26 protein-coding genes are annotated in these 23,734 nt (G+C 68.0%); 16 read left to right on the forward strand and 10 right to left on the reverse strand.

The window, feature by feature from the left end; translation table 11 throughout:
* Positions 1–46 precede the first annotated feature (46 nt).
* Positions 47–1,237 (forward strand): ice-binding family protein, encoded by a 1,191-nt coding sequence (locus tag ACHZD8_RS06735; RefSeq protein WP_394769405.1) that lies wholly within the window; start codon positions 47–49, stop codon positions 1,235–1,237.
* Here ACHZD8_RS06735 and ACHZD8_RS06740 read toward each other — a convergent pair.
* Positions 1,234–1,815 (reverse strand): histidine phosphatase family protein, encoded by a 582-nt coding sequence (locus ACHZD8_RS06740; protein WP_394769407.1) that lies wholly within the window; start codon positions 1,813–1,815, stop codon positions 1,234–1,236. The genes ACHZD8_RS06735 and ACHZD8_RS06740 overlap by 4 nt on opposite strands.
* A 277-nt stretch (positions 1,816–2,092) precedes the next feature.
* Here ACHZD8_RS06740 and ftsY point away from each other — a divergent pair, with 277 nt between their 5' ends.
* Positions 2,093–2,965 (forward strand): signal recognition particle-docking protein FtsY, encoded by an 873-nt coding sequence (gene ftsY, locus ACHZD8_RS06745; RefSeq protein ID WP_147783897.1) that lies wholly within the window; start codon positions 2,093–2,095, stop codon positions 2,963–2,965.
* A gap of 17 nt (positions 2,966–2,982) precedes the next feature.
* The gene (locus ACHZD8_RS06750) at positions 2,983–3,312 is read left to right on the forward strand and encodes a hypothetical protein (RefSeq protein WP_394769409.1); all 330 of its coding nucleotides are present in this window, start codon (positions 2,983–2,985) and stop codon (positions 3,310–3,312) included.
* Here the strand turns inward: ACHZD8_RS06750 and ACHZD8_RS06755 are convergent.
* From ACHZD8_RS06755 to ACHZD8_RS06780, 6 genes are all read right to left on the reverse strand, one after another.
* The gene (locus tag ACHZD8_RS06755) at positions 3,309–3,821 is read right to left on the reverse strand and encodes a gamma carbonic anhydrase family protein (RefSeq protein WP_394769410.1); all 513 of its coding nucleotides are present in this window, start codon (positions 3,819–3,821) and stop codon (positions 3,309–3,311) included. The two genes, ACHZD8_RS06750 and ACHZD8_RS06755, sit on opposite strands and share 4 nt — an antisense overlap.
* Before the next feature lie 53 nt (positions 3,822–3,874).
* Positions 3,875–4,867, reverse strand: coding sequence for an aldo/keto reductase (locus tag ACHZD8_RS06760; protein ID WP_394769411.1), 993 nt, complete (start codon positions 4,865–4,867; stop codon positions 3,875–3,877).
* A gap of 36 nt (positions 4,868–4,903) precedes the next feature.
* Entirely contained in the window at positions 4,904–6,277 is a 1,374-nt protein-coding gene (locus tag ACHZD8_RS06765; protein ID WP_394769412.1) for an NAD(P)(+) transhydrogenase (Re/Si-specific) subunit beta, read from the reverse strand.
* Entirely contained in the window at positions 6,274–6,612 is a 339-nt protein-coding gene (locus tag ACHZD8_RS06770; RefSeq protein ID WP_394769413.1) for an NAD(P) transhydrogenase subunit alpha, read from the reverse strand. The genes ACHZD8_RS06765 and ACHZD8_RS06770 overlap by 4 nt, the downstream gene beginning before the upstream one ends.
* Positions 6,609–7,781 carry a Re/Si-specific NAD(P)(+) transhydrogenase subunit alpha gene (locus tag ACHZD8_RS06775; protein WP_394769415.1) on the reverse strand — a complete coding sequence of 391 codons (1,173 nt, stop codon included), beginning with the start codon at positions 7,779–7,781 and terminating at the stop codon, positions 6,609–6,611. Before ACHZD8_RS06775 ends, ACHZD8_RS06770 begins: the two co-directional genes overlap by 4 nt.
* 95 nt (positions 7,782–7,876) lie before the next feature.
* The gene (locus tag ACHZD8_RS06780) at positions 7,877–8,758 is read right to left on the reverse strand and encodes an LLM class flavin-dependent oxidoreductase (protein WP_394769416.1); all 882 of its coding nucleotides are present in this window, start codon (positions 8,756–8,758) and stop codon (positions 7,877–7,879) included.
* A gap of 94 nt (positions 8,759–8,852) precedes the next feature.
* Between ACHZD8_RS06780 and ffh the strand changes: the two genes are divergently transcribed.
* A complete protein-coding gene (gene ffh / locus ACHZD8_RS06785) occupies positions 8,853–10,451 on the forward strand; it encodes a signal recognition particle protein (RefSeq protein WP_394769417.1) in 1,599 nt (532 codons plus the stop codon).
* 151 nt (positions 10,452–10,602) lie between these two features.
* Here ffh and ACHZD8_RS06790 read toward each other — a convergent pair whose 3' ends face one another.
* Entirely contained in the window at positions 10,603–11,292 is a 690-nt protein-coding gene (locus ACHZD8_RS06790) for an SGNH/GDSL hydrolase family protein (protein ID WP_394769418.1), read from the reverse strand.
* 95 nt (positions 11,293–11,387) lie between these two features.
* Here ACHZD8_RS06790 and ACHZD8_RS06795 point away from each other — a divergent pair, with 95 nt between their 5' ends.
* The 6 genes from ACHZD8_RS06795 (at position 11,388) to trmD (ending at position 15,900) form a co-directional block, all read left to right on the forward strand.
* A complete protein-coding gene (locus ACHZD8_RS06795) occupies positions 11,388–12,194 on the forward strand; it encodes an LLM class F420-dependent oxidoreductase (protein WP_394769419.1) in 807 nt (268 codons plus the stop codon).
* A gap of 493 nt (positions 12,195–12,687) precedes the next feature.
* Positions 12,688–13,635, forward strand: coding sequence for a DMT family transporter (locus tag ACHZD8_RS06800; protein WP_394769420.1), 948 nt, complete (start codon positions 12,688–12,690; stop codon positions 13,633–13,635).
* A 153-nt stretch (positions 13,636–13,788) separates the two neighbouring features.
* Positions 13,789–14,349 carry a 30S ribosomal protein S16 gene (gene rpsP, locus ACHZD8_RS06805; RefSeq protein WP_394769421.1) on the forward strand — a complete coding sequence of 187 codons (561 nt, stop codon included), beginning with the start codon at positions 13,789–13,791 and terminating at the stop codon, positions 14,347–14,349.
* Positions 14,350–14,352: 3 nt separating this feature from the next.
* On the forward strand, positions 14,353–14,589 hold the full coding sequence (locus ACHZD8_RS06810; RefSeq protein WP_394769422.1) for an RNA-binding protein: 237 nt from the start codon (positions 14,353–14,355) through the stop codon (positions 14,587–14,589).
* Positions 14,564–15,187, forward strand: coding sequence for a ribosome maturation factor RimM (gene rimM, locus ACHZD8_RS06815; protein WP_394769423.1), 624 nt, complete (start codon positions 14,564–14,566; stop codon positions 15,185–15,187). Before ACHZD8_RS06810 ends, rimM begins: the two co-directional genes overlap by 26 nt.
* 11 nt (positions 15,188–15,198) lie before the next feature.
* Complete coding sequence (gene trmD / locus ACHZD8_RS06820) at positions 15,199–15,900, forward strand: tRNA (guanosine(37)-N1)-methyltransferase TrmD (protein WP_394769424.1); 702 nt, start codon at positions 15,199–15,201, stop codon at positions 15,898–15,900.
* Between the two features lie 57 nt (positions 15,901–15,957).
* Here trmD and ACHZD8_RS06825 read toward each other — a convergent pair whose 3' ends face one another.
* A complete protein-coding gene (locus ACHZD8_RS06825; protein ID WP_394769426.1) occupies positions 15,958–17,376 on the reverse strand; it encodes an MFS transporter in 1,419 nt (472 codons plus the stop codon).
* A gap of 82 nt (positions 17,377–17,458) precedes the next feature.
* Here ACHZD8_RS06825 and ACHZD8_RS06830 point away from each other — a divergent pair, with 82 nt between their 5' ends.
* Positions 17,459–18,175: a TetR/AcrR family transcriptional regulator gene (locus ACHZD8_RS06830; RefSeq protein ID WP_394769428.1), complete on the forward strand. Its 717-nt coding sequence runs from the start codon at positions 17,459–17,461 to the stop codon at positions 18,173–18,175.
* 20 nt (positions 18,176–18,195) lie between these two features.
* Here the strand turns inward: ACHZD8_RS06830 and map are convergent, their stop codons facing one another.
* On the reverse strand, positions 18,196–18,960 hold the full coding sequence (map, locus tag ACHZD8_RS06835) for a type I methionyl aminopeptidase (RefSeq protein ID WP_394769430.1): 765 nt from the start codon (positions 18,958–18,960) through the stop codon (positions 18,196–18,198).
* A 75-nt stretch (positions 18,961–19,035) separates the two neighbouring features.
* Between map and ACHZD8_RS06840 the strand changes: the two genes are divergently transcribed.
* From ACHZD8_RS06840 to ACHZD8_RS06860, 5 genes are all read left to right on the forward strand, one after another.
* Positions 19,036–19,584 (forward strand): hypothetical protein, encoded by a 549-nt coding sequence (locus tag ACHZD8_RS06840; RefSeq protein ID WP_394769432.1) that lies wholly within the window; start codon positions 19,036–19,038, stop codon positions 19,582–19,584.
* 166 nt (positions 19,585–19,750) lie between these two features.
* On the forward strand, positions 19,751–20,101 hold the full coding sequence (gene rplS, locus ACHZD8_RS06845; protein WP_147783871.1) for a 50S ribosomal protein L19: 351 nt from the start codon (positions 19,751–19,753) through the stop codon (positions 20,099–20,101).
* Positions 20,102–20,391: 290 nt separating this feature from the next.
* Complete coding sequence (locus ACHZD8_RS06850; RefSeq protein WP_394769434.1) at positions 20,392–21,279, forward strand: carbohydrate ABC transporter permease; 888 nt, start codon at positions 20,392–20,394, stop codon at positions 21,277–21,279.
* 4 nt (positions 21,280–21,283) lie between these two features.
* Entirely contained in the window at positions 21,284–22,228 is a 945-nt protein-coding gene (locus ACHZD8_RS06855) for a carbohydrate ABC transporter permease (protein ID WP_394769436.1), read from the forward strand.
* A gap of 96 nt (positions 22,229–22,324) precedes the next feature.
* Positions 22,325–23,671, forward strand: a complete 1,347-nt coding sequence (locus tag ACHZD8_RS06860; protein ID WP_394769438.1) for an ABC transporter substrate-binding protein — start codon at positions 22,325–22,327, stop codon at positions 23,669–23,671.
* The last annotated feature ends 63 nt before the right edge of the window (positions 23,672–23,734 follow it).

The raw sequence follows: 23,734 nt of genomic DNA on the forward strand, positions 1-23,734 counted from the left end.
ACCCATCCAGACCCTGTTGCTCTCTCTTCGAGGCGGGAGCACGGTCATGGTCCACTTTCAGCGAAGTCACGTCGTCAGTTCGGTTGGCCTGGGGGCCCTCCTCGTGGGTGCCCTGGTCTTCGCGGTCTCCGATCCGGCATCCGCCACCACGGTGATCGACGGCCCGGTGAACCTCGGCACGGCGACGTCCTACGGCGTTCTCGGCGCCAGCACCGTGACCAATACCGGTCCGACGATCGTCACCGGCGACCTCGGCCTCAGCCCCGGCACGTCGATCACGGGATTCTCCGCGCCGCCGAACGGCTCGGTGGTCGGCACCATCCATCAGACGGATGCCCCGGCGGCGCTCGCGCAGAACGACCTCACGACCGCCTACAACGTGGCCGCCAGCCTCACCCCGATGCGCACCGGACTCACCGACCTCGCCGGCGCATCCCTCGCTCCTGGCGTCTACCGCGGCGGCGCGCTGTCCCTCACCGGCACCCTCGCTCTGGCCGGAACCGCCCAGGCCGTCTGGGTCTTCCAGGCGGCGAGCACACTCATGATCTCGTCGAACACGCACATTGTGCTCACCGGTGGCGCGAGCGCCTGCAACGTCTTCTGGCAGGTCGGCAGCTCGGCCACGATCGGCACCGCGGCCGACTTCGTGGGCACCGTGATGGCCGCGCAGTCGGTGACCGCGACCACGGGCGCCACCATCCAGGGGCGTCTGCTCGCCCGTACCGGGGCGGTGACTCTCGACGACAACGTGATCACCGCGCCGACCACCTGCGCGGACGCGAGCACGACCGTGGTGTCGACCTCGCCGAGTCCCGACATCACCTCGTCGGCCCCGAGCGGGGCGACCGTCGGCCAGGCCTACTCCTTCACGGTGACGGCCAGCGGCACGCCAGCGCCGAGCTTCGCCGTCTCGAGCGGAGCCCTCCCGGCCGGCCTTCAGCTTGACACCGTCACCGGCGTCATTTCGGGCACGCCGACGCAGGCCGGAGTCTCGACGTTCGAGATCACGGCCTCCAATGGGGTGAGCCCGGACGTGATCGCGGGGTACACCCTCACCGCATCCGTGGCGCCCGCGGTGCGAGCGAACGCGGTCTCGGACACTTCCACCGGCACCAGCCTCGCCGCGACGGGCCGGGACGTGACCTCCACGATCGCGACGGGCATCGCGGCCCTGGTTCTCGGGGGCGCAATGCTCGCGATCGGCCGGCGCGGGCATCGCGCGCCCCGCAGACACTAGGGCTGGACGGTCCCGGGCAAAAGCGGGGCGAGCGGCTCGTCGTTGACGGTGTGCACGCGCCAGCCCTCGCCGATCCGGTCGAAGGTGGCGGTGGATCCGTTGTTGATCTGATCGAGCTTGCGTCCGGCGAGCGCGCTGAGGGTGTAGCGGATGATCGTGCCGTGGCAGACGATCACGACATTCGCGTCACCGTAGTCGTCGGCGATGCGATTCAGCGCGGCGAGGCCGCGGGCGACCACCGAGTCGAGGCTCTCGAGCCCCGGGTAGTCGCGATTGGGCCACCGCGCCTCGATGTCCTCCTCGGTCGCGCCCTCCCCGTGCCCGTAGTCGCGTTCGACGAGTTCGGGGTAGCTCGGCCCCAGCGTGATGCCGAGCCCGTCCGCGATGATCTGCGCCGTCTCGCGCGCCCGGCGGAGGGGGGAGCTCACCACGCAGTCCCATCGAGTGCCGGAGAGCACGGCAACCGCGTCCCGGGCCTGCTGCCGCCCGGTGTCGTTCAGCGGGATGTCGGACGAGCCCTGAAGGCGAAGTTGGAGATTCCAGTCGGTCTGGCCGTGGCGGATGAAGGCGAAAGTCACCCCCCTAGTCTGCCGTGCCCGTCGGCGTGGACTTTCTCGCGAGCGCCCCGAGACCCGCGTGGAAGGCCGGAGTGGAGCTCCCCAGCCGTGCGAAGAACTCGTTGTCGACCGCCTCGTGCCCGTTGTGCCTACGAATTCCCACGTCCGTGCCCGTTTGTAGCGTTAGTGGCCGGTCGCCGGGGCACAGACCCGACGAACGGGAACTAATGCGGCGGGTGACGCGGCCCCGCCTGCCGAGTGCACGGGCGGTGCGCGCCCCGCTGGGTAGCATGGGGGAATGGCAACTCCGTGGTCCCTGTCGGGTGCGCTCAAGGGAATGTTCTCGCGCAAGACCATCGACGACGAGACCTGGGACGACCTCGAAGACGCCCTCATCACCGCCGATTTCGGCTCGGACATCACCGATTCCATCGTTGCCGAGCTGCGCGAGAACGTGCGCAAGTACTCCACGACCGACCCGGAAGACCTGCGGCGGATGCTGCGGGAGACCCTCGAGGAGCGTCTCGCCAGGCTCGACCCCACCCTCACCCTCAGCGCGCGGCCGGCCGTCGTGCTCGTCGTCGGGGTCAACGGCGTCGGCAAGACCACGACGATCGGCAAGTTCGCGAAGTTCTTGACGACCCGCGGCCGCACGGTGATCGTCGGCGCGGCCGACACGTTCCGGGCCGCGGCGGTCGAGCAGCTGGCGACGTGGGCCGAACGCGGGGGAGCCTCCATCCAGAAGCCGCAGCAGCAGGGCCAGGACCCGGCATCCGTCGCCTTCCAGACCATCGAGCGGGCCCAGCGCGAGGGCGTCGACATCGTGCTCATCGACACGGCCGGCCGTCTTCAGACCAAGAGCGGGCTCATGGACGAGCTGGCCAAGGTGAAGCGGGTCGTGGAGAAGCAGACGGAGATCGCGGAGGTCCTGCTCGTGCTCGACGCGACGACGGGGCAGAATGGCCTCGCGCAGGCGGAGGCGTTCATCGAGCATGCCGGGGTCACGGGACTCGTGCTCACCAAGCTGGACGGGTCGGCGAAGGGTGGATTCGTGCTCTCGGTGCAGGAGAAGACGGGAATCCCGATCAAGCTCGTGGGCCAGGGCGAGGGGATCAACGACCTCACCGGATTCACCCCGCACGTGTTCGTGCAGAACCTGATAGGACGATGATGAGCCAGAAGGGCACCATGGCCGGGTCAGATCCCGCACCGACGCGCTGGCCGCGCCCGTACAGCCGACTCTCGCTGGTGGCACTCGCCCTGGCCGTGCTCGGTGCGGCCGTCGGCTTCTGGGGCTTCGTGAGCGGCATCGACTACGCGCTGAACGGGTCGGGCAGCGGGCCGGGTCCGAGCATCATCGTGTTCTTCGTGGGGGCGGGCATCGTCGTCGCCTCGCTCGTCCTGTCGATCATCGTGCTCGTGCGCTCGAGCGCCAAGATGATGCCGACGATCGCCCTCGCCGTGGGGCTGCTCCCCATCGCCGGGCTACTCGTCGTGGTGCTCGCCAACCGGCGCTAGATCGCGGCGTGTCGCCGGCTGAGCTCCACGTAGTGCATGGCGTTGGCGGTGACCCCGATCCGCTCCTCCGCGGTCAGTTCGCGGCGCACCTTCGCCGGCACCCCGGCCACGAGTGAACCCGGCGGCACGATGGTGCCCTCGAGTACGACGGCCCCCGCCGCCACGAGGGAACCGGCGCCGATGACGGCGCCGTTGAGCACCGTCGCGCTCATGCCGATGAGGCAGTCGTCCTCCACGGTGCAGCCGTGCAGCACCGCCGAGTGGCCCACGCTCACCCGAGCGCCGACCGTGGTCGGGATGCCCGTGTCGCAGTGCACCGAGACGTTGTCCTGGATGTTGCTGCCCGCGCCGATCGAGATCGTGTCGGTGTCGCCGCGCAGCACCGATCCGTAGAAGACGCTCGCGTCGTCGGCGATCCTGACCCGGCCGATCAGCGTGGCGTTCGGGGCGACCCACGCGGTGTCGGAAACTGCGGGAGTGTGTCCGTCGAAGTCGAGAATGAGTGCCATCCGTTCAGGGTATCGCGGCGGCGATCCGCGCCCCCGATCCCTGACTGCCCGACTCAGGCGAACAGCGCGCCCACCTGCTCCGCGAGGCCGTCGTCGAAGTCCATCGCCGCCGCCTCGGTCACGGCGTCCCACTGGCCCGTGCGCCGCGGCGAGACGATCGTCGCAGTGACGAGCGGATGCCGACGCAGCCAGGCGAGCGCGAGGCCGGCGATGCTCACCTCGCGTTCGCGGGCGACCGGCTCGAGGGCGGCGACCCTGGCCAGGTTCGTCAGGGTGAACGCGTCGCCGTACATCGCGGGGGCGAGCGCGAGCCGGCTCTCGGCGGCGGGTTCGGGGAGCGTCTCGAGGTCGGCCCCGAGGAACCGGTTGGACAGGATGCCGCCGGCGAGCGGCGAGTACGCCACGAAGCCGAGTCCCTCCTCCGCGAGCAGCGGCAGCAGGTCCCGCTCGACGCCGCGAGAGAGCAGGCTGAAGCCGTTCTGCACCCAGCCCGGCCGGGGGAGCCCGGCCCGGTCGGCGGCGAGCAGCCAGGCCTCCACCTCGCGCACCGAGAGATTCGAGCATCCGTAGGCCTGGATCTGCTCGGTGTCGATCGCGGCGGCGAACGCGGTGATGGTCTCCTCGAGCGGGGTTGACTGGTCGACGCCGTGGGCGAGGTACAGGTCGACCGTGCCGAGCCTCGAGCGGCTGAGCGCGAGCTGCCGGGCGATGTGGTCGGCGGAGAGCGAGATGGTCTCCTGTGCGCGCTCCACGACGTTGCCGACCTTCGTCGAGACGAGCACGTCGTCCCGCTCGCGCTCCTCGCGCCAGCGGCCGATCACCCGTTCGCTCTCGCCGCCCGCGAAACTGTTGGCCGTGTCGAGCACCCGGATGCCCACCTCGTACGCCTCGTCGAGTCGCTCCAGCGCCTCGTCGGTGGCCATCCCGAGCCCGATCCGCGACGGGGCCGAGCCGATGCCGCCGATCGCGGCACCGCCGAAGAAGAACTCGCTCACGGCGATCCCGGTCGTGCCGAGGGAGACTGAGCGGATCGCGGGGTCGGCCATCCCTGAAGCCTAGGCGCCGCGCGGCTCGCCGCCGGTTCAGAGGCCCTTGACGGCGCTGAGGATCCTCGTCAGCGATTCCTTGGCGTCGCCGAACAGCAGGGTCGTCTGCGACTCGTAGAGCAGCTCGTTCTCGATTCCCGCGAATCCGGGGCGCATCGACCGCTTGAGGAAGACCACCTGCCTGGCCTCGGAGACGTTGAGGATCGGCATCCCGAAGATCGGCGAGCCCGGACTCGTCTTCGCCGCGGGGTTGACGACGTCGTTGGCGCCGACCACGAGCACGACGTCGGTGGTCTTGAACTGCGGATTCACCTCGTCCATCTCCCGAAGCACCTCGTACGACACGTTCGCCTCGGCGAGGAGCACGTTCATGTGCCCCGGCATGCGGCCGGCCACCGGGTGGATGCCGAAGACCACCTCGATGCCCTTGTCCCCGAGCACGGTGGCGAGCTCGGCCATGGTGTACTGCGCCTGGGCGACCGCGAGGCCGTAGCCGGGCACCACGATCACCCGCTGCGCGTATCCCAGCAGGATCGCGACATCTTCGGCGGACACCGACCGCACCGGACGCTCGGAGATCGTCGTCGACCCGGCGGTCGAGCCTCCCTTGAAGGCGCCGAAGATGATCCCGCTGACGCTGCGTCCCATCGCCGCCGCCATGGCCCTGGTCAGGATGGTGCCGCTCGCCCCCACGAGCGTTCCGGCCACGAGCAGCAGCACGTTGCCGAGCACGAGACCGGATGCCGCGACCGCGAGCCCGGTGAAGGCGTTGAGGAGCGAGATCACGATCGGCACATCCGCCCCGCCCACGGGCAGCACCAGCAGCAATCCGCTGAGCAGTCCGAGGCCGAGGAGCAGCAGCGCGGGAAGCAGAGACCCGGTCGCCACGACGTATCCGCCGGAAACGACGGCGCCGACGAGCGCGGCGACCATGACCCAGCGTTGCCCCGGGAAGATGAGGGGCCTGGTGGAGATGAGTTCCTGGAGCTTGGCGAAGGTGACCGCCGATCCGGCGAAGGAGACTGCGCCGATGAGGATCGTGAAGGCGATCGCCAGGCCGGACCAGGGCGATTCGGCGTTGGCGAGTTCGAGAAGCGCCACGATCGCCGCGGCGCCGCCGCCCACGCCGTTGAAGAGGGCCACGAGCTGGGGCATCTGCGTCATCTTCACCCGGCGCGACACCGGCGCGGCGATCGCGGAGCCGACGAGGATCGTCGCGATTATCCACGCGAGGTTGTCGAGGCGAACCGAGAGGAACACCGTGGCCACGGCGATCACGGCGCCGGCGGCACCGATCAGGTTGCCGCGCCTGGCCGTCCTGGGCGAACTGAGCCCCTTGAGGGCGAGGATGAAGCAGACCGCGGCGAGCAGGTAGAGCCCGGCGGTCCACTCGGCCGTGAGCACGCTCACCGGGCGTCCTTCCCGGTGCGGGACGGCCCTTCCGGGCCGGAGGGCCGTTTCCGCGGGGCCGCGCGTGCGCCGAACATGCTGAGCATCCGGTCGGTCACGACGAACCCGCCGACGAGGTTGATGGTGGCGAGAAGCACCGCGACAAGGGCCGTGACGAGCAGCCAGGGCTCGGTGGCGGAGCCCGCCACGATGATCGCGCCCACGAGGATGATGCCGTGGATGGCGTTCGCCCCGGACATCAGCGGGGTGTGCAGGGTGCTGGACACCTTCGAGACGACCTCGAAGCCGATGAACACCGCCAGCACGAACACGGTCAGGAGGGTGATGGCGCTCATCGCTGGATTCCCGTCTCGCGTGCCTCTTCGCTCGGCGATATCGCCTCGAGCGTCGGTTGGTGGGTCACGATCCCGTCGTGGGTGAGGCAGGCGCCGCCCACGACCTCGTCCGTGAAGTCGGGGACGACCTCGCCGTCGACGGTCATCAGGGCGAGGAGGTTCGAGACGTTCTTCGCGTAGAGCCTCGAGGCGTCGTGGGGCATCGCGGAGGGGACATCCTTCATGCCGACGAGCGTGATCATGCCTCGGTCCCCGTCGAGGAGGATCGGGATGTCGTGCCCCGGCACGCTTCCCTCCACGTTTCCGCCCGACTCCGCGGCGAGGTCGATCACGACCGATCCGGCGCGCATGCCCCGCAGCATGTCCGAGCCGACGAGCCGCGGTGCCGGCCTGCCGGGGATCGCCGCCGTTGTGATCACGACATCCGAGGCCTCGATGTGGGGTCGAAGGAGTTCGCGCTGGCGGGCGGCCCGATCCTCGGCGAGCTCGGTCGCGTAGCCGCCTGCGCCGTCGGCGGTGTCCATGTCGAGACTGATGAAGGTCGCGCCCATCGAGGCGACCTCGTCGGCGGATGCCGCCCGCACGTCGTACGCGGACACGCGCGCCCCCAGGCGCTTCGCCGTGGCGATCGCCTGGAGACCGGCGACACCGGCGCCGAGCACGAGCACCCTGGCCGGCGGGATCGTGCCGGCCGCGGTCATGTAGAGCGGGAAGAAGCGGGGCAGCCGCATCGCGGCCTCGAGCACGCAGCGGTAGCCGGCCACGAGGGCCTGCGAGGTGAGGGCATCCATGGACTGGGCGCGGGAGAGCCGCGGCACCAGCTCGAGCGCGAACGAGGTGATCCCGGCATCCCGCAGCGCCGCCACAACCTCGAGGTTTGCCGCGGGGGCGACGAGGCCGACCGTGATCGTTCCAGCGGAGAGCCGGGCGACGGTGCCCGCATCGAGCGGCCGAACGTGGGCGAGCACGTCACAGCGACCAAGGTCGAGGCTGTCGACGAGCCGGGCGCCGGCCGTCGCGTACTCGGAGTCCGGGTAGCCCGCCGCCGCTCCCGCCCCCCGCTGCACCGTCACGCTCAGTCCCACGGCGACGAGTTGGAGCACGGATTCGGGAGTGGCCGCGACCCGGCGTTCCCCTGGTTCGATCTCGCGCCGAACACCGATGTTCATCTGACTCCCTGTGCGCCCTCGCGAGCGACCTCTGTCAACGTATCGCCAACGTATCGCCTCGAGGCGCAAAACACCGGTTACGCCGCCGCGGCTCGTCAGCGCAGGGAGTCGAGCCTGCCGGCCACTTCTTCGAGCACCGAGACGGATCCGGCGTAGATGCCGTCCCGCCGCGGCCAATGCGAGACGACGTCGGTGAAGCCCAGCCCGGCCGCCCGGCCGACGAGATCCTCGAACGCTCCGACGCTCTCCAGGGAGAACTTCCCGCCGGAGTCGAGCGAGAGGTACCGGTCGATGGTGGCCGGGTCGCGTCCGGCGCTCGCCGCCGCGTCGTCGAGGCGGGTGACGAGCGACTCGACGGAGGCCCACCACTCCTCGCCGGTCGCACCCTCCTTGCCGGTGCTCACCCAGCCCTGTCCGTAGCGGGCGACGACGCCGAGGCCGCGGGGCCCGTTCGCGGCGATCACGAACGGCACGCGGGGCTGCTGGGCCGGCACCCCCACCATGCGCGCCTCATGGGTGGTGAACCACTCGCCGGCGAAGGAGATCGGGCCGTGCTGCTCGAAGCGCAGCAGCCCGTCGAGCTGCTGCACGAATTCGGCGAACCGCTCGTGCCGCGCCCGTGCCGAGAGTTCCGGCTGGCCGAGAACGAACGCGTCGAAGCCCGTGCCTCCCGAGCCGATCCCGAGAATGAACCGGCCGCCCGAGACGTCGTCGACCGTCGCGACATCCTTGGCGAAGGTGACCGGATGCCGAAAGTTGGGCGACGAGACGAAGGTGCCCAGGCGGATCCGGGTGGTCACCGTCGCCGCGGCGGTGAGCGTGGGAATGGTCGCACCCCACGGCTGGTCGGCGAGGGTGCGCCAGGACAGGTGGTCGTAGGTCCAGGCGTGGTCGAATCCCAGGTTCTCCGCCGCCGCCCAGGTGTAGCGGGCCTTCGCCCACGGTTCCTGGGGCAGGATCACGATTCCGAAGCGCATGTGCCCAGCCTAGGAGCGGGAACGCTGCGGGGCGAGGCGCACCGGATGACACGCACGGCGAGAGCCGTCGCGGTCGGGTTAAACTGGTGGCACCATGGCCACCTTTGGAAATCTCACCGATCGACTCGTCGACACCTTCAAGAACCTTCGCGGCAAGGGCAAGCTCAGCGCGGCGGATGTGGACGGCACCGTCCGCGAGATCCGCCGGGCGCTGCTCGATGCCGACGTCGCCCTCGAGGTGGTGAAGGACTTCACCGCTCGAGTGCGCGAGCGCGCGATGGGCGACGAGGTCTCCAAGGCGCTCAATCCCGCTCAGCAGGTGGTGCAGATCGTCAACGACGAGCTCGTGACGATCCTCGGCGGCGAGGCCCGGCGCATCCAGTTCGCCAAGAACCCGCCGACCGTGATCATGCTCGCCGGCCTCCAGGGAGCGGGAAAGACCACCCTCGCCGGCAAGCTCGCGAAATGGCTCGCCGCCCAGAATCACACCCCGCTGCTGGTCGCGGCCGACCTCCAGCGCCCCAACGCGGTGACCCAGCTGAAGGTGGTCGGCGAGCAGGCGGGCGTCGCCGTGTTCGCGCCGGAGCCCGGAAACGTCGGCGCGGAGGATGCCGCCCCCAGGTCGTTCTTCGGCGGAGACGGCGGCAACCCGGTGAAGGTGGCCAAGGACGGCATCAAGTTCGCCAGGGACAAACAGTACGACGTCGTGATCGTGGACACCGCCGGCCGCCTCGGCGTGGACGCCGAGCTGATGAAGCAGGCGTCGGACATCCGCAAGGCGATCGACCCTGACGAGGTGCTCTTCGTCATCGACGCCATGATCGGCCAGGACGCCGTCGCCACGGCGAAGGCGTTCCAGGAGGGCGTGGACTTCACCGGCGTCGTGCTGACCAAGCTCGATGGCGACGCCCGGGGTGGCGCCGCGCTGTCGGTGGCATCGGTCACCGGCCGCCCCATCATCTTCGCGTCCACGGGTGAGGGCCTCGACGACTTCGAGCCGTTCTATCCCGACCGCATGGCGAGCCGCATCCTCGACCTCGGCGACATCCTCACGCTCATCGAGCAGGCGCAGAAGGGCTTCGACGAGGAGGAGTCGCGCAAGGTCGCGGAGAAGTTCGCCACCGACACCTTCACGCTCGAGGACTTCCTCGGCCAGATGCAGCAGCTCAAGAACATGGGCTCGATCAAGAGCATGCTCGGCATGCTCCCCGGGGCGAAGGGCATGCGCGAGCAGCTCGACAACTTCGACGAGTCGGAGATCACCCGCACCGAGGCGATCATCCAGTCCATGACGATCGCCGAGCGTCGCCAGCCGAAGGTGCTCAACGGCTCGAGGCGGGTGCGCATCGCCCGCGGATCCGGCACGACCGTCACCGAGGTCAACGCGCTCGTCAACCGCTTCGAGCAGGCCGCGAAGATGATGAAGACCGTGGCGAAGGGCGGGGTGCCGCAGGTTCCCGGGATGGGGCCCATCCCGGGCGCCAAGTTCGGCGGCGCGAAGAAGGTGCAGCAGAAGAAGGGCTCCAAGTCGGGCAACCCGGCCAAGCGAGCGGCGGAGAACGCCGCCCTCGCTGCCGGTGCGAAGCCGACGTCGGCAGCCGCGGGATCCGGATTCGGCCTCGGCGGCGCAGGCAAGGCCGGCCCCTCCGAGGAAGAGCTCGCGAGCCTGCAGAAACTTCTCGGCCGCGGCTAGGCACCTTCGTCGCGGTCGTCGCGCTCGATCCGCTCGATCCGTGACCGGCCCAAATCACTGAGGTGCCCAGAATTGCCGCCGTCTCGCCCGCGCTAGCGACCAAAGTGGGCATCTCGACGGGGCGGCCGAGGTTGGGCGACGTGGGCGGTGATCAGAGCGTGAGCTTCGCGCTGCGCACCGCCCCGGCGATCGCCTTCGCGAGCTCGCGCTGGCCCTTCGCGGTGGGGTGCACGTCGTCGCTCTGTAGCCACGAGCGGTGGCCGGCGAGCGGCTGCCCGATGTCAAGGTAGACGCCGCCCACACCCCTCACGGCCTGGCGCACCTGCTCGTTGATGTCGTCCATCTGGTCGGGTGCGACGGTGTCGTTCCAGACGGTGCTGATGCCGACGATCGTCGTGCCGGGGAGGGCGGCACGCAGCGCCGTCACGACCTGAATCGTCTGCTCCTGCAGCCGGCTGTTGCTGATGCCCAGGTCGTTGCTGCTTCCCGAGATCAGGATGAGGGACGGCTTGGCGGCGACCGCCTCCTCGACGAGGCCGGAGAAATCGTCTCCGCAGTCATCCGCGTCTCCCGCCTTCACGAAACCGGCGCCGTCGCAGGCGAGGTTGTCGAGGGACCACGCGTTCGTCTTGGCGAGCAGCGCCGGCCACGACTGCGCCGGAGCCAGGCCGTGGCCCTTCATTATCGAGTCCCCGATCGCCACGACGACGGGACTCGGCTGGGTGGAGGTGACCGTGCTCGTCGTGTCGGTGTCGAGGTCCTCCGACGCGCACCCGGCCAGGGCGAGGGCCGCAACGAGAATCGCGGCAAGCGCTACGAATCGTGGCAGGAGCAGGGGCATGGTCCACAGGCTACGTCCCGCTTCCTAGGAGAACACTCGGAGTCGAACCGAGTCGGAGTCCTGCGCCGCGCGCCCACTCGTTCTAGGCTCGAGTCATGACCCCAGCACACAACCGTCCGGTGCGCCTCGGCGTGCAGATCGCCCCCCAACACGCCAGCTACGAGAAGATCCGCGAGACCGCGGCCGAGCTCGAAGACCTCGGCGTCGACATTCTCTTCAACTGGGACCACTTCTACCCGCTCTCCGGCGACCCGGACGGCCTGCACTTCGAGTCCTGGACGATGCTCGCCGCCCTGGCCGAGCAGACCTCGAGGGTGGAGCTGGGCGCGCTCGTCAACTGCAACAGCTACCGCAACGCGAACCTGCAGGCCGACATGGCCCGCACGATCGACCACATCAGCGCGAAGGGCACCGGCACCGGCCGGTTCATCTTCGGCACCGGATCCGGTTGGTTCGAGAAGGACTACCTGGAGTACGGCTACGAGTTCGGCACCGTCGGCAAGCGGCTCGATGCCCTCGCCGAGGCCCTGCCGGTGATCGAGGCGCGGTGGGCGAAGCTCAACCCGGCGCCGACCAGGCACATCCCGGTGCTTATCGGCGGCGGCGGCGAGAAGAAGACCCTGCGGATCGTGGCGAAGCACGCCGACATCTGGCACTCGTTCAGCGACCCGGAGACGCTGGAGCGCAAGCTCGGCATCCTCGCCGAGCACGGCGCCGAGGTGGGCCGGGATGTCTCGCAGATCGAGATCTCGACCGAGCTCCGCGGACGCAACCACGACCAGGCCGACGAGCTTCACGCGCTCGGAACGAGCCTCTTCACCATCGGACTCTCCGGCCCCGCCTACGATCTCGCCCCGGTTCGGGACTGGCTCGCCTGGCGCGACGCGAAGAACGCCGGCTGACCGCATCCGCGCCCGCCGGCCCGCCTCACGTTTCTGCGCCGCGCGTTTCTGCGCCGCGCGTTTCTCCGGAGGTTTCTCCGGAATCGGGCTCTGAGCGTCGATTTTCGGGTGCCGGACTGGGCTGTGCGGCCAAACCTCCGGAGAAACGCGGGTCGGCCGTAGGTGCAGCCCGGCATCCGCCCCACGGTCCGCATCCGCGCCGCGGTCCGCGATCGCCTTCACCACAGCGTTTCTCCGGAGGTTTCTCCGGAATTAGGCTCTGAGTGCGGGTTTTCGGTTGCCCGGCGGGGTTGTGCGGTCAAACCTCCGGAGAAACACAATTTGGCCGGAGAAACGGCCAAACCTCCGGAGAAACACAAATTGGCCCGAGAAACGCCAAACCTGCGGAGAAATGCGGATGCCGCGGCCACGCTTAAGGGACAACCTTCGGGCAGAAACCGTCAGGTCCGTATCCCGCGAGAAGAATGGCGGCGGCGGCGGTTAGCGTGGGCACATGACCACAACATCGGATCGCGCCAGCGCCACCGGCAGGCTCTCGACCCCGGTGTTCATCGCCATCGTCGTCACCGTTCTCGCCTGGGCGAGCGCGTTCGTGGTGATCAGGGGCGTGGCGCCGCACTTCGGTGGGGGAGCGCTCGCGCTTCTGCGGCTGACCGTCGGCTCCCTCCTGCTCGCCTCCCTGGTGATCGGCCGCCGCTGGGTGGCGCCGAATCGGCGTGAGTGGATGCTCGTGGTCGTCTTCGGCGTCGCCTGGTTCGGCGCGTACAACGTGGCGCTCAACATCGCCGAGCACAGCCTCGACGCGGGCACGACCGCGATGATCGTGAACATCGGCCCCATCCTGATCGCCCTCGGGGCGGGGATCTTCCTCGGCGAGGGCATCCCCAAGTGGCTCGCCATCGGCGCCGGAGTGGCGTTCTTCGGCGTCGTGCTGATCGGTCTCGGCACGGGGATCTCCGGCTTCGGCGACGGCACCGGAGTGCTCTGGTCCCTGCTCGCCGCCCTGACCTATGCCACCGGGGTGCTCTGCCAGAAGCCGCTGCTGCGCCGAATTCCCGCCCGTCAGACCACCTTCATGGGCTGTGTCATCGGCATGGTCGCCTGCACGCCCTTCCTCGGCGAGCTCGTTCACGACCTCGGGCGGGCGCCGGTGGCGAGCATCCTCGGTGCCGTCTATCTCGGGGCGGTTCCCACGGCCCTCGCCTTCAGCACCTGGGCGTTCGCCCTGTCGAAAATGCCGGCCGGGCAGCTCGGCGTCACGACCTATGTCGTGCCGGCCATCGCTGTTCTGCTCGGCCTCGCCTTCTTCGGGGAGATCCCGGCGCCCCTCGCCATCGTCGGCGGAGTCGTGTGCCTGGTGGGCGTTGCGCTGTCCCGCAGACGCCCCCGCAGGGTTGCCAGAACGGCTCCCCAGCCGACCGTTTCGCAGACTGGTTCCTGAACCGCTCGGAAATCTGCAAGAATGATTAGTCGAGTCTTTGGCCGTCCGACCCTCTAATCAGTCGGCACCGACTCCCATCAGAGCTTTTCTGCCGAGTGTGCACCCCACGCTCACGGCAAGCAGTTCGCCCCAACACATTAACTACGGAGAATTGTGGCTGTAAAGATTCGTTTGAAGCGCATGGGCAAGATCCGCGCTCCTTACTACCGAATCGTCGTTGTCGACGCACGCACGAAGCGTGATGGTCGTTCCATCGAGGAGATCGGCAAGTACCACCCCACCGAGGAGCCCTCGTTCATCGAGGTCGACTCGGAGCGCGCCCAGTACTGGCTCAGCGTCGGCGCACAGCCGACCGAGCAGGTCGAAGCCCTCCTGAAGCTCACGGGCGACTGGGGAATCTTCAAGGGTGACAAGAACGCCGTCAGCACCGTGAAGACCAAGGAATCCAAGGTCGAGTACGTCGCCGACGAGAAGAAGAAGCCCGTGCTGAAGCCCAAGGCCGTGGCGCCCGCCGCCAAGGTCGAGGCCCCGGCCAAGGCCGAAGCCGCCGATGCAGCCGAGGCCCCCGAGGTCGACGCCGAGATCGCGCCAGCGGTCGAGGACATCGCCCCGGCCGACGCCGCGGTTGTCGAAGCCAAGTCTGACGAGGCGGAGGCCAAGGCCGACGTCACCGAAGAGGCCGAGGCAGAAGACGCCAAAGCCGACAAGGCGTAGGCAATGCTCGCAGCCGCGCTCGAACATCTCGTCAAGGGGATCGTCGACAACCCGGACGACGTCCAGGTTGTGTCGAAGACCTCGCCGCGAGGCGACGTTCTCGAGGTGCGCGTGCACCCCGAGGACCTCGGTCGCGTGATCGGTCGCGCGGGTCGCACTGCCAAGGCGCTCCGCACCCTCGTGTCGGCGCTTGCCGACGGCCGCAAGGTGCGTGTTGACGTGGTTGATACCGATTTCTAGAGAAACACAGCCCCACGACCAGCTCAGGGTCGGTCGACTCACCAAGGCTCACGGCCTCAAGGGAGCGATCAAAGTTGAGATGTACACGGATGCCCCGGAACGACGTTTCGTTCCGGGCGCCGTGTTCACCCTCCAGGTGCCGACCAGTTCCGACTGGCACGGCAAGACCCTCGAGTTGACCGAGCTCAAGTGGTACAACGCGCAGCCTGTCGCGTTCTTCAAGGACGTACCGGACCGCAGCGTCGCTGAGACGCTGGTCAAGGCCATCCTCTGGGTGGACCAGGACCTGAGCGAGCCTTCCGACGAGGAAGACGCCTGGTACGACCACCAGCTCGTCGGCCTCGCGGTGATGCGCGACGGCGTGCGGGTGGGCACGGTCAGCCTCGTTGATCACCTGCCGGCCCAGGACCTCATCCACGTCACGACCGAGACCGGCGAGGTTCTCGTTCCGTTCGTGAAGGCGATCGTGCCGACGGTGGACATCGCTGCCGGCACCCTCACGGTGACGCCGCCCGCCGGCCTGTTCGAGGAACTGCCGGACGACGAGCCGGACGAGTCGGACACGGCGACCGGCGCCCCAGAGACAGTCACCGACTAAGGAGTCCGTCGATGCGCATCGACATCGTGACGATCTTCCCGGAGTTCTTCTCCGTGCTCGACGTGTCACTGCTCGGCAAGGCGCGGCAGAACGGACTCATCGACCTCGCGGTGCACGATCTGCGGGACTACACCTACGACCGGCACCGCACGGTGGACGACACCCCGTACGGCGGGGGAGCCGGCATGGTCATGCGCCCCGAGCCCTGGGGCGACGCGCTCGACAGCATCCTCTATGCCAGCGAGGCGCAGCACGCCGAGCCGCCCGTGATCATCTTCCCGTCCCCGGCCGGGGAGCTCTTCAGCCAGTCCATGGCGCACGAGCTCGCGCTGGAGCGGCAACTCGTGTTCGGCTGCGGCCGGTACGAGGGGATCGACCAGAGGGTGGTCGACTACGCCTCGACGCGCGCGACGGTGCGCCTCGTGAGCCTCGGCGACTACGTGCTCAACGGCGGAGAGGTCGCCACGATGGCCATGATCGAGGCGATCGGCCGGCTCATCCCGGGCGTCGTGGGCAACCCGGAGAGCCTCGTGGAGGAGTCGCATTCGGATGGCCTGCTCGAGTATCCGAGCTACACCAAGCCGGCCGAGTGGCGCGGCCTCGAGGTTCCCCCGGTGTTGCTGAGCGGCAACCACGGTGCTATCGCCGCCTGGCGGCACGAGCAGCAGCTCGAGCGCACCCGGCGCGTGCGGCCCGACCTGCTCGCCGACTAGCTCGCGGCGATCCCGCGCCACGTCGCGCCCGAGCAACGACGGGCACTAGCGGGGTCCTCACGCCTCCCGGGGGGCGAATTCGGCTACCGGGGTGACCCGCCGGCCGCGCACCCCGAGGGCGACGGCCGCCGTCACCGCGGTCAGCACGAAGCAGGCCACCGGCACCCAGAGCGCGCCGAGTTCCGCCACGAGCGCTCCCGACGTCTCCTCGAACGCGAAGTAGAGTCCGCCGGCCGCCGCGATCCCCAGTGCGGACCCCGTCTGCTGGACGGTGTTGAGCACCCCTGATGCCGTGCCGGCCAGGTGCGGCGCTACGCCGCGCAGCGCGATCTCGACGAGCGGCATCGCCACGAAGATGAGGCCGATCCCGGCGAAGGCCAGCGGCGGCACGAGCGCCCAGGCGTTGAGCGGCGACCCGGCCTCGAGAACGAGCCGCACCCACCAGAACGCCGCGGCCTGGATCAGCCCGCCGGCGATGACGAGGGCCACCCCGTGGTTCTTGCTCAGCGGCACGGCGATCGCCGATCCGGCCATTGCCCCCAGGCTGATCGGCAGTAGGACAAGTCCGAAGGCGAGCGGGCTGAGCCCCACGACCTGCTGGAGGTAGAAGCCGAGCACCATGGCGTAGCTGCCCGAGCCGAAGGCGAAGAGCAGTTGCACGATCGCCGTGGCCGAGAACGACCTCACCCGGAACAGCTCCGTCGACACCAGCGGCGCTCCGCCCGTGCGGGTGAGTCGGCGTTCGTGCCTCACGAAGGCGGCGAAGAGCGCGACCGCCGCGGCAATCAGCGCCCAGATCCACCACGCCCAGTGGTTGAGGTGCCCCGTGGTGAGGGCGAGGACGAACAGGAAGATCGCGCCGCCCGAGAGCACGGCGCCCGCGACATCCAGCCGTTCGCGACCGGCCGACACCGCTCTCGGCAGGCAGACGTAGGCGACGACGAGAGCGACGAGTCCGACGGGGACGTTGATGAGGAAGATGCTCCGCCAGCCGAGGCCGAACGCGTCGATGGTGACGAGCCAGCCGCCGAGGATCTGCCCGACGACCGTGCCGAGCACGCTCATCGACCCGATTGCCGCGTACAGCGGTGCACGCTTCTCCGGAGGGTAAAGAACCTGAACGTAGGCGAGCACCTGGGGGATCATCAGTCCGGCCGCCGCGCCCTGGCCGATGCGGAAGCCCACGAGGGATGCGCCGCTCCAGGCGAGGGTCGCCCCGAACGACGCGAGCACGAATCCGAGCAGACTGAGAGCGAACAGGGTGCGCCGGTCGACCCGGTCGCCGAGTCGCCCGCCCAGCAGCAGTGTGGTCGCGAAGGCGATCAGGTAGCCGGCTATCGTCCACTCGAGCTCGACCGGGCTGGCGCCGAGGTCGACCTGAATCGATGGCAGCGCCACGTTCGTGATCATGGTGTCCATGACATCCATGAACGAGGCGCAGAGCAGCGCGGTCATGGCGAGGGATTGCCGGTTCATCGGGGTTCTCCAGTTCGAGGGATAATTGTGACGGATCTACTGTGTATTGCACTCACAGTAAGAAGACACTACTGTGAACGACGTGCGCAGTCAACCAGAGAAGCCGTCCGAGCTCGAGACGCCGACGACGCTCCCGCAGGTGGTGCTGCTCGCCTGGGGGCTGGGCGAGACCACGAATCGCGGGCCGAAGCCGAAGCAGAGCACCGAGCGCATCGTCGCGGCGGCGATCGCGCTCGCCGACGACGAGGGCCTCGACGGTCTCTCCATGGCGGCTCTCGCGAAGCCCCTCGGCCTCGCGGCGACGGCGCTCTACCGCTACGTCGACTCGAAGGAGACCCTCGTCGAGCTCATGGTCGACTCGGCGGTGGGGCATCCTCCGGCGAGGGCGCGGTCCGCCGGGTGGAGCGACAACGCCAGGGCGTGGGCCCGCGCCCTTCTCGACGTGTATCGCAGGCACCCCTGGCTGAGCGACGTCGTTATCACCGGCATGCCCCGCACCCCGCACAGTCTCGAGTGGATCGAATCGCTGCTCGAGAGCCTCGCCGAGTCGCCACTGAAGAAGAGCGAGCGCCTGAGCGCGGCCCTGCTGCTGCAGGGGATCGTGCGCAACTACGCCGCCATGATTCGCAGCATCCCGGCCGACGCCGATGCCTCGATCCTCTCGCTGCTGCCGACGATCGGCGCCGGTGCGTACCCCCGCCTCGTGGCGGAGCTTCGGCGAGATCGGGAGGCCGTGTCGGACGAGTTCGGCTTCGCCCTCGACACCACTATTCGCGGGCTGGTCGCCTCGCGGGCCTGAGCCGTTAGCGAGCGGTGCTCTCAGCGGGCGGTGAGCACCAGTGGGCCGTCTTCGGTGATCGCGATCGTGTGCTCGGAATGGGCGGCCCGCGACCCGTCGAGGCTGCGCAGGGTCCATCCGTCGGGGTCCGTGAAGATCTGGTCAGTCGACTGCATGAGCCAGGGCTCGATCGCGAAGACGAGCCCGGCGCGCAGGGGGATTCCGCGCCCCGGTCGCCCGTCATTGGGCACGTGCGGGTCGCCGTGCATCGTGTGCCCCACCCCGTGTCCGCCGAAGTCGGTGTTCACGCCGAAGCCGGCAGCACGGCAGACCGCTCCGATGGCGGCCGAGACGTCGCCCATCCGGCCCCCCGGCTGCGCGGCGGCGATCCCGGCGGCGAGAGCGCGCTCGGTGGTCTCGATGAGGCGAAGATCCTCGTCGCGGGCGGAGCCGACCACGATGGTGACGGCGGAGTCCGCCACCCAGCCGTCGACGGATGCCGCGAAGTCGAGGCTCACCACGTCCCCGTCGGCGAGGCGGTAGTCGAACGGAAGCCCGTGCAGGGCGGCGTCGTTGACCGACGTGCACAGCACCTTGCCGAACGGCATCGCGCCGAACGACGGGTGATAGTCGACGTAGCAGCTCTCTGCTCCGGCCTTCTGGATCAGGGCGTGGGCGATCGAATCGAGCTTCAGCAGGTTGACGCCCACAGCCGAGGCGGCCACGAGCTCCTCCAACACGCTCGCGACAAAGCGGCCTGCCGGCCTCATTTCGTCGATCTCCGCGGGCGTTCTCAACTCGATCATGCGTCTCCTCGTCTCGTACGACTTATTCTCCCGCGCGGCGAGCGTAAGCTTTTACCCATGTGGTATCGCCGGGCTGTGTTCAATACGCAGTTCGCCGCAACCATCGTGCTGCCGCTGTGGCTCCTGATCGGACGCGTCTTCTTCGGCGTGATCCTCGGCTGGCACTACGCCATCGGGCTCTTCCTGGCTCCGCTCCTCTTCGTCTTTCTCGCGGTGGTCACCACCATCACCTGGGCGCGCGAGCGGGCCAGGCGGTCGGGTGCCGTGTCGAGAACGGACGCGTGGCTGCTATCTGCCTGGTACTTCGCGGTGCTGTGCTACGGCTTCTTCGTGGTCGATTCGGTGCACAGCTACGAGCAGGGCACCTCGATCGCCACGCACCTCTTCGGGCAGTCGTTCCGGGATGCGTCGTTCACGATCGCCGACATCTCGGGCGCGGTGATCATCATCCTCGCCTTCACCACCCTCTGGGTCGTGCTCATCGAGTACCTCGTGGAGACCCGCCAGGGGGTGGTGACCCGCCTCACCGGCCTCGACTACGACGAGCTGCGGGCGGCCATCAACCAGGCCGAGCGACCTCGCGCGGGGGAGACGCCCGATCCCGCCGCCGCCGGAGCGCCGTAGGCTCTGGCCCCGTGAGTGGCACAGACCCTGCCGATGTGGCAGAATTACCCCTTGTGCCTTCAGCACGGCTCTGCCACAGGGGAGCCGTCACAGACCGGGCACCACTTCCTTCTGAGATTCACCTATATCGTGATCGACCTGTGGCGGTTGCAGAGAGCGAACCACCATGCACATTCTTGACGCCGTAGATGCGGCCTCACTCCGCTCGGACATCCCGGACTTCCGCGCCGGCGACAACGTGAAGGTCCACGTAAACATCGTCGAGGGCACCCGCTCCCGCATCCAGGTCTTCCAGGGCGTCGTCATCGGCCGCTCCGGCGAGGGCGTGCGCGAGACGTTCTGCGTTCGCAAGGTCAGCTTCCAGGTCGGCGTCGAGCGCACCTTCCCCGTGCACTCCCCGGTCATCGACCACATCGAGGTCGTCACCCGCGGCGACGTGCGCCGCGCGAAGCTCTACTACCTCCGCAACCTCCGCGGCAAGAAGGCGAAGATCAAGGAAAAGCGCGACGCGCACTAGACAATAGTTTTCAGAAGCCGGGACGCGCGACGAGCGCGTCCCGGCTTTTTTGTTGTCCGGCGCGAATCACTGCTCCTCACTGGCGCATTTCCGCGTGAATAGTGGCCGCATGGAGGCAGCTCGCGGTCGCCATTCTTTGCAGCAGGCAAATTAAACCATCGCGAAATGGCCCCTTAGCCGCCGTATCGCGACTCGAATGTCACGGTGCGTCACGCATTTTGCCAATCTCTTGACTTCTTTACTTCCATGATGCAATTATGTCTCCTGACAAGGACGTTAGGAGGCACACCATGGCGGTGACCGCCCGCAAGGGATCGCAGTTCAGGGCAGCGGTGCTGTTCCTCATCCCGGCCAGCATCGGATTCGTGGTCTTCTTCGCCTGGCCGGCGATCAGGGGCCTCTACCTCAGCTTCACCGACTACAACCTGCTCCGACCGCCGGTCTTCATCGGCCTCGAGAACTACATCAAGATCTGGTCGGACCCGGTGTTCTGGAATTCGCTGCGGGTGACCCTCGAATACGTCGTGATCAACGTCGGCGTGCAGACGGCGGCCGCACTCCTGCTCGCCGTGCTCATGCAGCGCTTCACCCGATCCATGGTCGTTCGCGGGGTCATCATGCTTCCCTACCTCATCGCCAACGTGATCGTGGCGCTGGTCTGGTACTGGTTGGCGGACTACAACCTCGGCATCATCAACGCGGCGCTCGAATTTATTGGAATCCACAAGATCGGATTCTTCGGCAACGAGAACATCGCCATGGTGACCATCGCCATGGTCAACGTCTGGCGTCACCTCGGCTACACCTCGCTGCTGCTCTTCGCCGGCCTCCAGGCCATACCGCGGGACGTCTACGAGGCGGCCGAGGTGGATGGCGCCGGAGAGTGGCGGGTGTTCCGCAGCGTGACCCTTCCCCTGCTCCGCCCCGTGCTCGCCTTCGTGCTGGTCGTGACGGTCGTCGGCTCGTTCCAGGTCTTCGACACGATCGCCGTGACCACCAAGGGCGGCCCGGTCGACGCCACCCGGGCCATCAACTACTACATCTACCAACGAGCGTTCGAGCGGCTGGACTTCGGATACGCGTCGGCGCTCGCGGTGATCCTCATGATCATCCTCGCCGGGGTAGCGCTCCTGCAGAACAAGCTCCTTCGTGCCAACGAATCAGACCTGGAGAGGTAGCACCATGGCAATCCTCGCTCTCAAGACCACCCGCCGGGTGCGCAGCACCTCGCTCGAAAGCGACCCGGCGCTCGCGAAGTCGAAGGTCTCGATCTTCTTCGGCCGTCTCGCCCTGATCATCGTGATCCTGATCACGCTCTTTCCGATCTACTGGATGTTCCGCACCGCCTTCAGCAACAACCGCGCGATGTTCGGGGAGCCGCTCAACCTGCTCCCGGTCGACTTCACGTTCGGCCCGCTGCGTCGGGTGCTCGGGCTGTCCACCACGGCGGAGGCCCTCGCGGAGGGCGGGTCCGGGGCGTCCATCAACTTCGCCCAATACATGCTGAACTCGATTCTGACCTGCACGCTCATCACGGTGCTGCAGGTCACCTTCAGCGCGATGGCGGCCTACGCGTTCGCCCTGCTCAACTGGAAGGGACGCGACAAGGTCTTCAGCATCTTCCTCATCGCGCTCATGGTGCCCGGGATCTTCACCCTGCTGCCCAACTTCATCCTCGTGAAGGATGCCGGGCTGCTGAACACGATCGTCGGGATCGCGCTGCCGTCGATGTTCATGACGCCGTTCGCCATCTTCTTCCTCCGCCAGTTCTTCCTGGGGGTGAACCGCAGCATCATCGAGGCGGCGGTCATCGACGGGGCCAACCTGTGGCGCATCTTCCGCACCATCGTCGTGCCGCTCGCCTGGCCGCAGATCATCACCCTGGCCATCCTGCAGTTCATCCAGTACTGGAACGACTACCTCTGGCCCTTCCTCATCGGCCAGACCGAGCAGTCGAAACTGCTCACGGTCGGCCTCGGCATCTTCAAGTCGCAGACGCCGCAGGGCAATCCGGACTGGGCGGGCCTGATGGCCGGAGCGCTCGTCTCCGCCGTGCCGATCTTCATCCTGCTGCTCGTGTTCGGCCGCCGGATCGTCGGTTCCATCCAATCGTCCGGGGTCAAGTAGACCGGCACCCCCAGAGTTTCGCTCACGGTAGAGCGAATGCCGACGCCAGACGGCGTCGTCTGCACCCAAGAGATAGTCACGGAAGAAAGAGAACCCATGAAGAAGAATCGAGTGGCGATCGCCCTCATCGCCGCTGTTCCCCTATTGCTGGCCGGGTGTGCGGCAACCGCACCGGCGGCCTCGACGAGCACGGCGACCACGCTGAGCTACGGACTCTGGGACGCCAACCAGGCGCCCGCCTACACGCAGTGCGCGGCCGACTTCCACAAGGCGAACCCCAAGATCACCGTCAAGGTCGAGCAGCTCGGCTGGGACGACTACTGGAGCAAGATCACCACCGGGTTCGTCTCGGGCTCCAACTACGACGTGTTCACCAGCCACCTCTCGCAGTTCCCGCAGTTCATGCTCAACAAGCAGATCCTCCCCCTCGACAGCTACATCAAGGCCGATGGAGTGGATCTCAAGGCCTACCAGCCCGGACTCGCCGAGCTCTGGAAGGGCAGCGACGGCAAGCAGTACGGGCTGCCGAAGGACTTCGACACCATCGCGCTGTTCTACAACAAGCAGCTCACCGACGCGGCCGGGCTCTCCGCCGACCAGCTCGCCACCCTCAAGTGGAACCCGGACAACGGCGGAACCTACGAGGCGGCAATCGCGCACCTCACGGTGGACAAGAACGGTCACCGAGGCGACGAGGCCGGTTTCGACAAGAACAACGTGGCGACCTATGGAATCTGGATGGAGAACTCCGGCGGCGGAGACGGCCAGACCCAGTGGAGCTTCCTCGCCGCGACGACGGGCTGGAAGTCCACCAACGGGGTGTGGGGTAACAAGTACAACTACAACGACCCGAAGTTCCAGAAGACGATCGACTGGTGGCAGTCGCTGGTCGGAAAGGGCTACATGCCGTCGTTCGAGGCTCAGACGGGCATCGGGTGGTCCGACCAGCTCGCCGCCGGAAAGGTGGCCATCGCCAGCAACGGCTCGTGGATGACCGGAGCCGTGTTCGGAGCGAAGAGCGCCACCTTCACCCCGGCCCTCGCCCCGACTCCCACCGGACCGAACGGCAAGCGCGCGTCGATGTTCAACGGGCTCGCGGACAACATCTGGTCGGGAACGAAGCACCCGGCCGAGGCGTGGAAGTGGGTCAAGTACCTCGGTTCGCTCGCCTGCCAGTCGGTGGTGGCCCAGGCCGGCGTCGTCTTCCCCGCCATCCCGGCCGCGACGGATGCCGCCGTGGCGTCCTTCAAGGCCAAGGGAATCGACGTGAGTCCATTCACCATCCAGGTCAAGGACAAGACGACGTTCCTGTACCCGATCACCGACCACCGCTCCGACGTCAGCGCCCTCATCACCCCGGCCATGGAGGCCGTGATGTCCGGCAAGGCGAAGGCCAGTTCGCTCTCCGCGGTGAACACGCAGATCAACGCCCTCTTCAAATAACAGCAGTCCAGTAGTCGCCAGTCGGTCTGGCCCGGAGCGTGAACGCGCACCGGGCCAGACCCA

It is taken from the genome of Lacisediminihabitans sp. (assembly GCF_043726815.1).
Lineage (GTDB): Bacteria > Actinomycetota > Actinomycetes > Actinomycetales > Microbacteriaceae > Lacisediminihabitans.

Bases quoted from the DNA above. Each gene is read 5' to 3' on its own strand.
- ACHZD8_RS06735 (WP_394769405.1), top strand. From the start codon at position 47: ATGGTCCACTTTCAGCGAAGTCACGTCGTCAGTTCGGTTGGCCTGGGG.
- ftsY (WP_147783897.1), top strand. From the start codon at position 2,093: ATGGCAACTCCGTGGTCCCTGTCGGGTGCGCTCAAGGGAATGTTCTCG.
- ACHZD8_RS06750 (WP_394769409.1), top strand. From the start codon at position 2,983: ATGGCCGGGTCAGATCCCGCACCGACGCGCTGGCCGCGCCCGTACAGC.
- ACHZD8_RS06755 (WP_394769410.1), bottom strand. From the start codon at position 3,821: ATGGCACTCATTCTCGACTTCGACGGACACACTCCCGCAGTTTCCGAC.
- ACHZD8_RS06760 (WP_394769411.1), bottom strand. From the start codon at position 4,867: ATGGCCGACCCCGCGATCCGCTCAGTCTCCCTCGGCACGACCGGGATC.
- ACHZD8_RS06770 (WP_394769413.1), bottom strand. From the start codon at position 6,612: ATGAGCGCCATCACCCTCCTGACCGTGTTCGTGCTGGCGGTGTTCATC.
- ACHZD8_RS06775 (WP_394769415.1), bottom strand. From the start codon at position 7,781: ATGAACATCGGTGTTCGGCGCGAGATCGAACCAGGGGAACGCCGGGTC.
- ACHZD8_RS06780 (WP_394769416.1), bottom strand. From the start codon at position 8,758: ATGCGCTTCGGAATCGTGATCCTGCCCCAGGAACCGTGGGCGAAGGCC.
- ffh (WP_394769417.1), top strand. From the start codon at position 8,853: ATGGCCACCTTTGGAAATCTCACCGATCGACTCGTCGACACCTTCAAG.
- ACHZD8_RS06790 (WP_394769418.1), bottom strand. From the start codon at position 11,292: ATGCCCCTGCTCCTGCCACGATTCGTAGCGCTTGCCGCGATTCTCGTT.
- ACHZD8_RS06795 (WP_394769419.1), top strand. From the start codon at position 11,388: ATGACCCCAGCACACAACCGTCCGGTGCGCCTCGGCGTGCAGATCGCC.
- ACHZD8_RS06800 (WP_394769420.1), top strand. From the start codon at position 12,688: ATGACCACAACATCGGATCGCGCCAGCGCCACCGGCAGGCTCTCGACC.
- ACHZD8_RS06810 (WP_394769422.1), top strand. From the start codon at position 14,353: ATGCTCGCAGCCGCGCTCGAACATCTCGTCAAGGGGATCGTCGACAAC.
- trmD (WP_394769424.1), top strand. From the start codon at position 15,199: ATGCGCATCGACATCGTGACGATCTTCCCGGAGTTCTTCTCCGTGCTC.
- ACHZD8_RS06825 (WP_394769426.1), bottom strand. From the start codon at position 17,376: ATGAACCGGCAATCCCTCGCCATGACCGCGCTGCTCTGCGCCTCGTTC.
- map (WP_394769430.1), bottom strand. From the start codon at position 18,960: ATGATCGAGTTGAGAACGCCCGCGGAGATCGACGAAATGAGGCCGGCA.
- rplS (WP_147783871.1), top strand. From the start codon at position 19,751: ATGCACATTCTTGACGCCGTAGATGCGGCCTCACTCCGCTCGGACATC.
- ACHZD8_RS06850 (WP_394769434.1), top strand. From the start codon at position 20,392: ATGGCGGTGACCGCCCGCAAGGGATCGCAGTTCAGGGCAGCGGTGCTG.
- ACHZD8_RS06855 (WP_394769436.1), top strand. From the start codon at position 21,284: ATGGCAATCCTCGCTCTCAAGACCACCCGCCGGGTGCGCAGCACCTCG.
- ACHZD8_RS06860 (WP_394769438.1), top strand. From the start codon at position 22,325: ATGAAGAAGAATCGAGTGGCGATCGCCCTCATCGCCGCTGTTCCCCTA.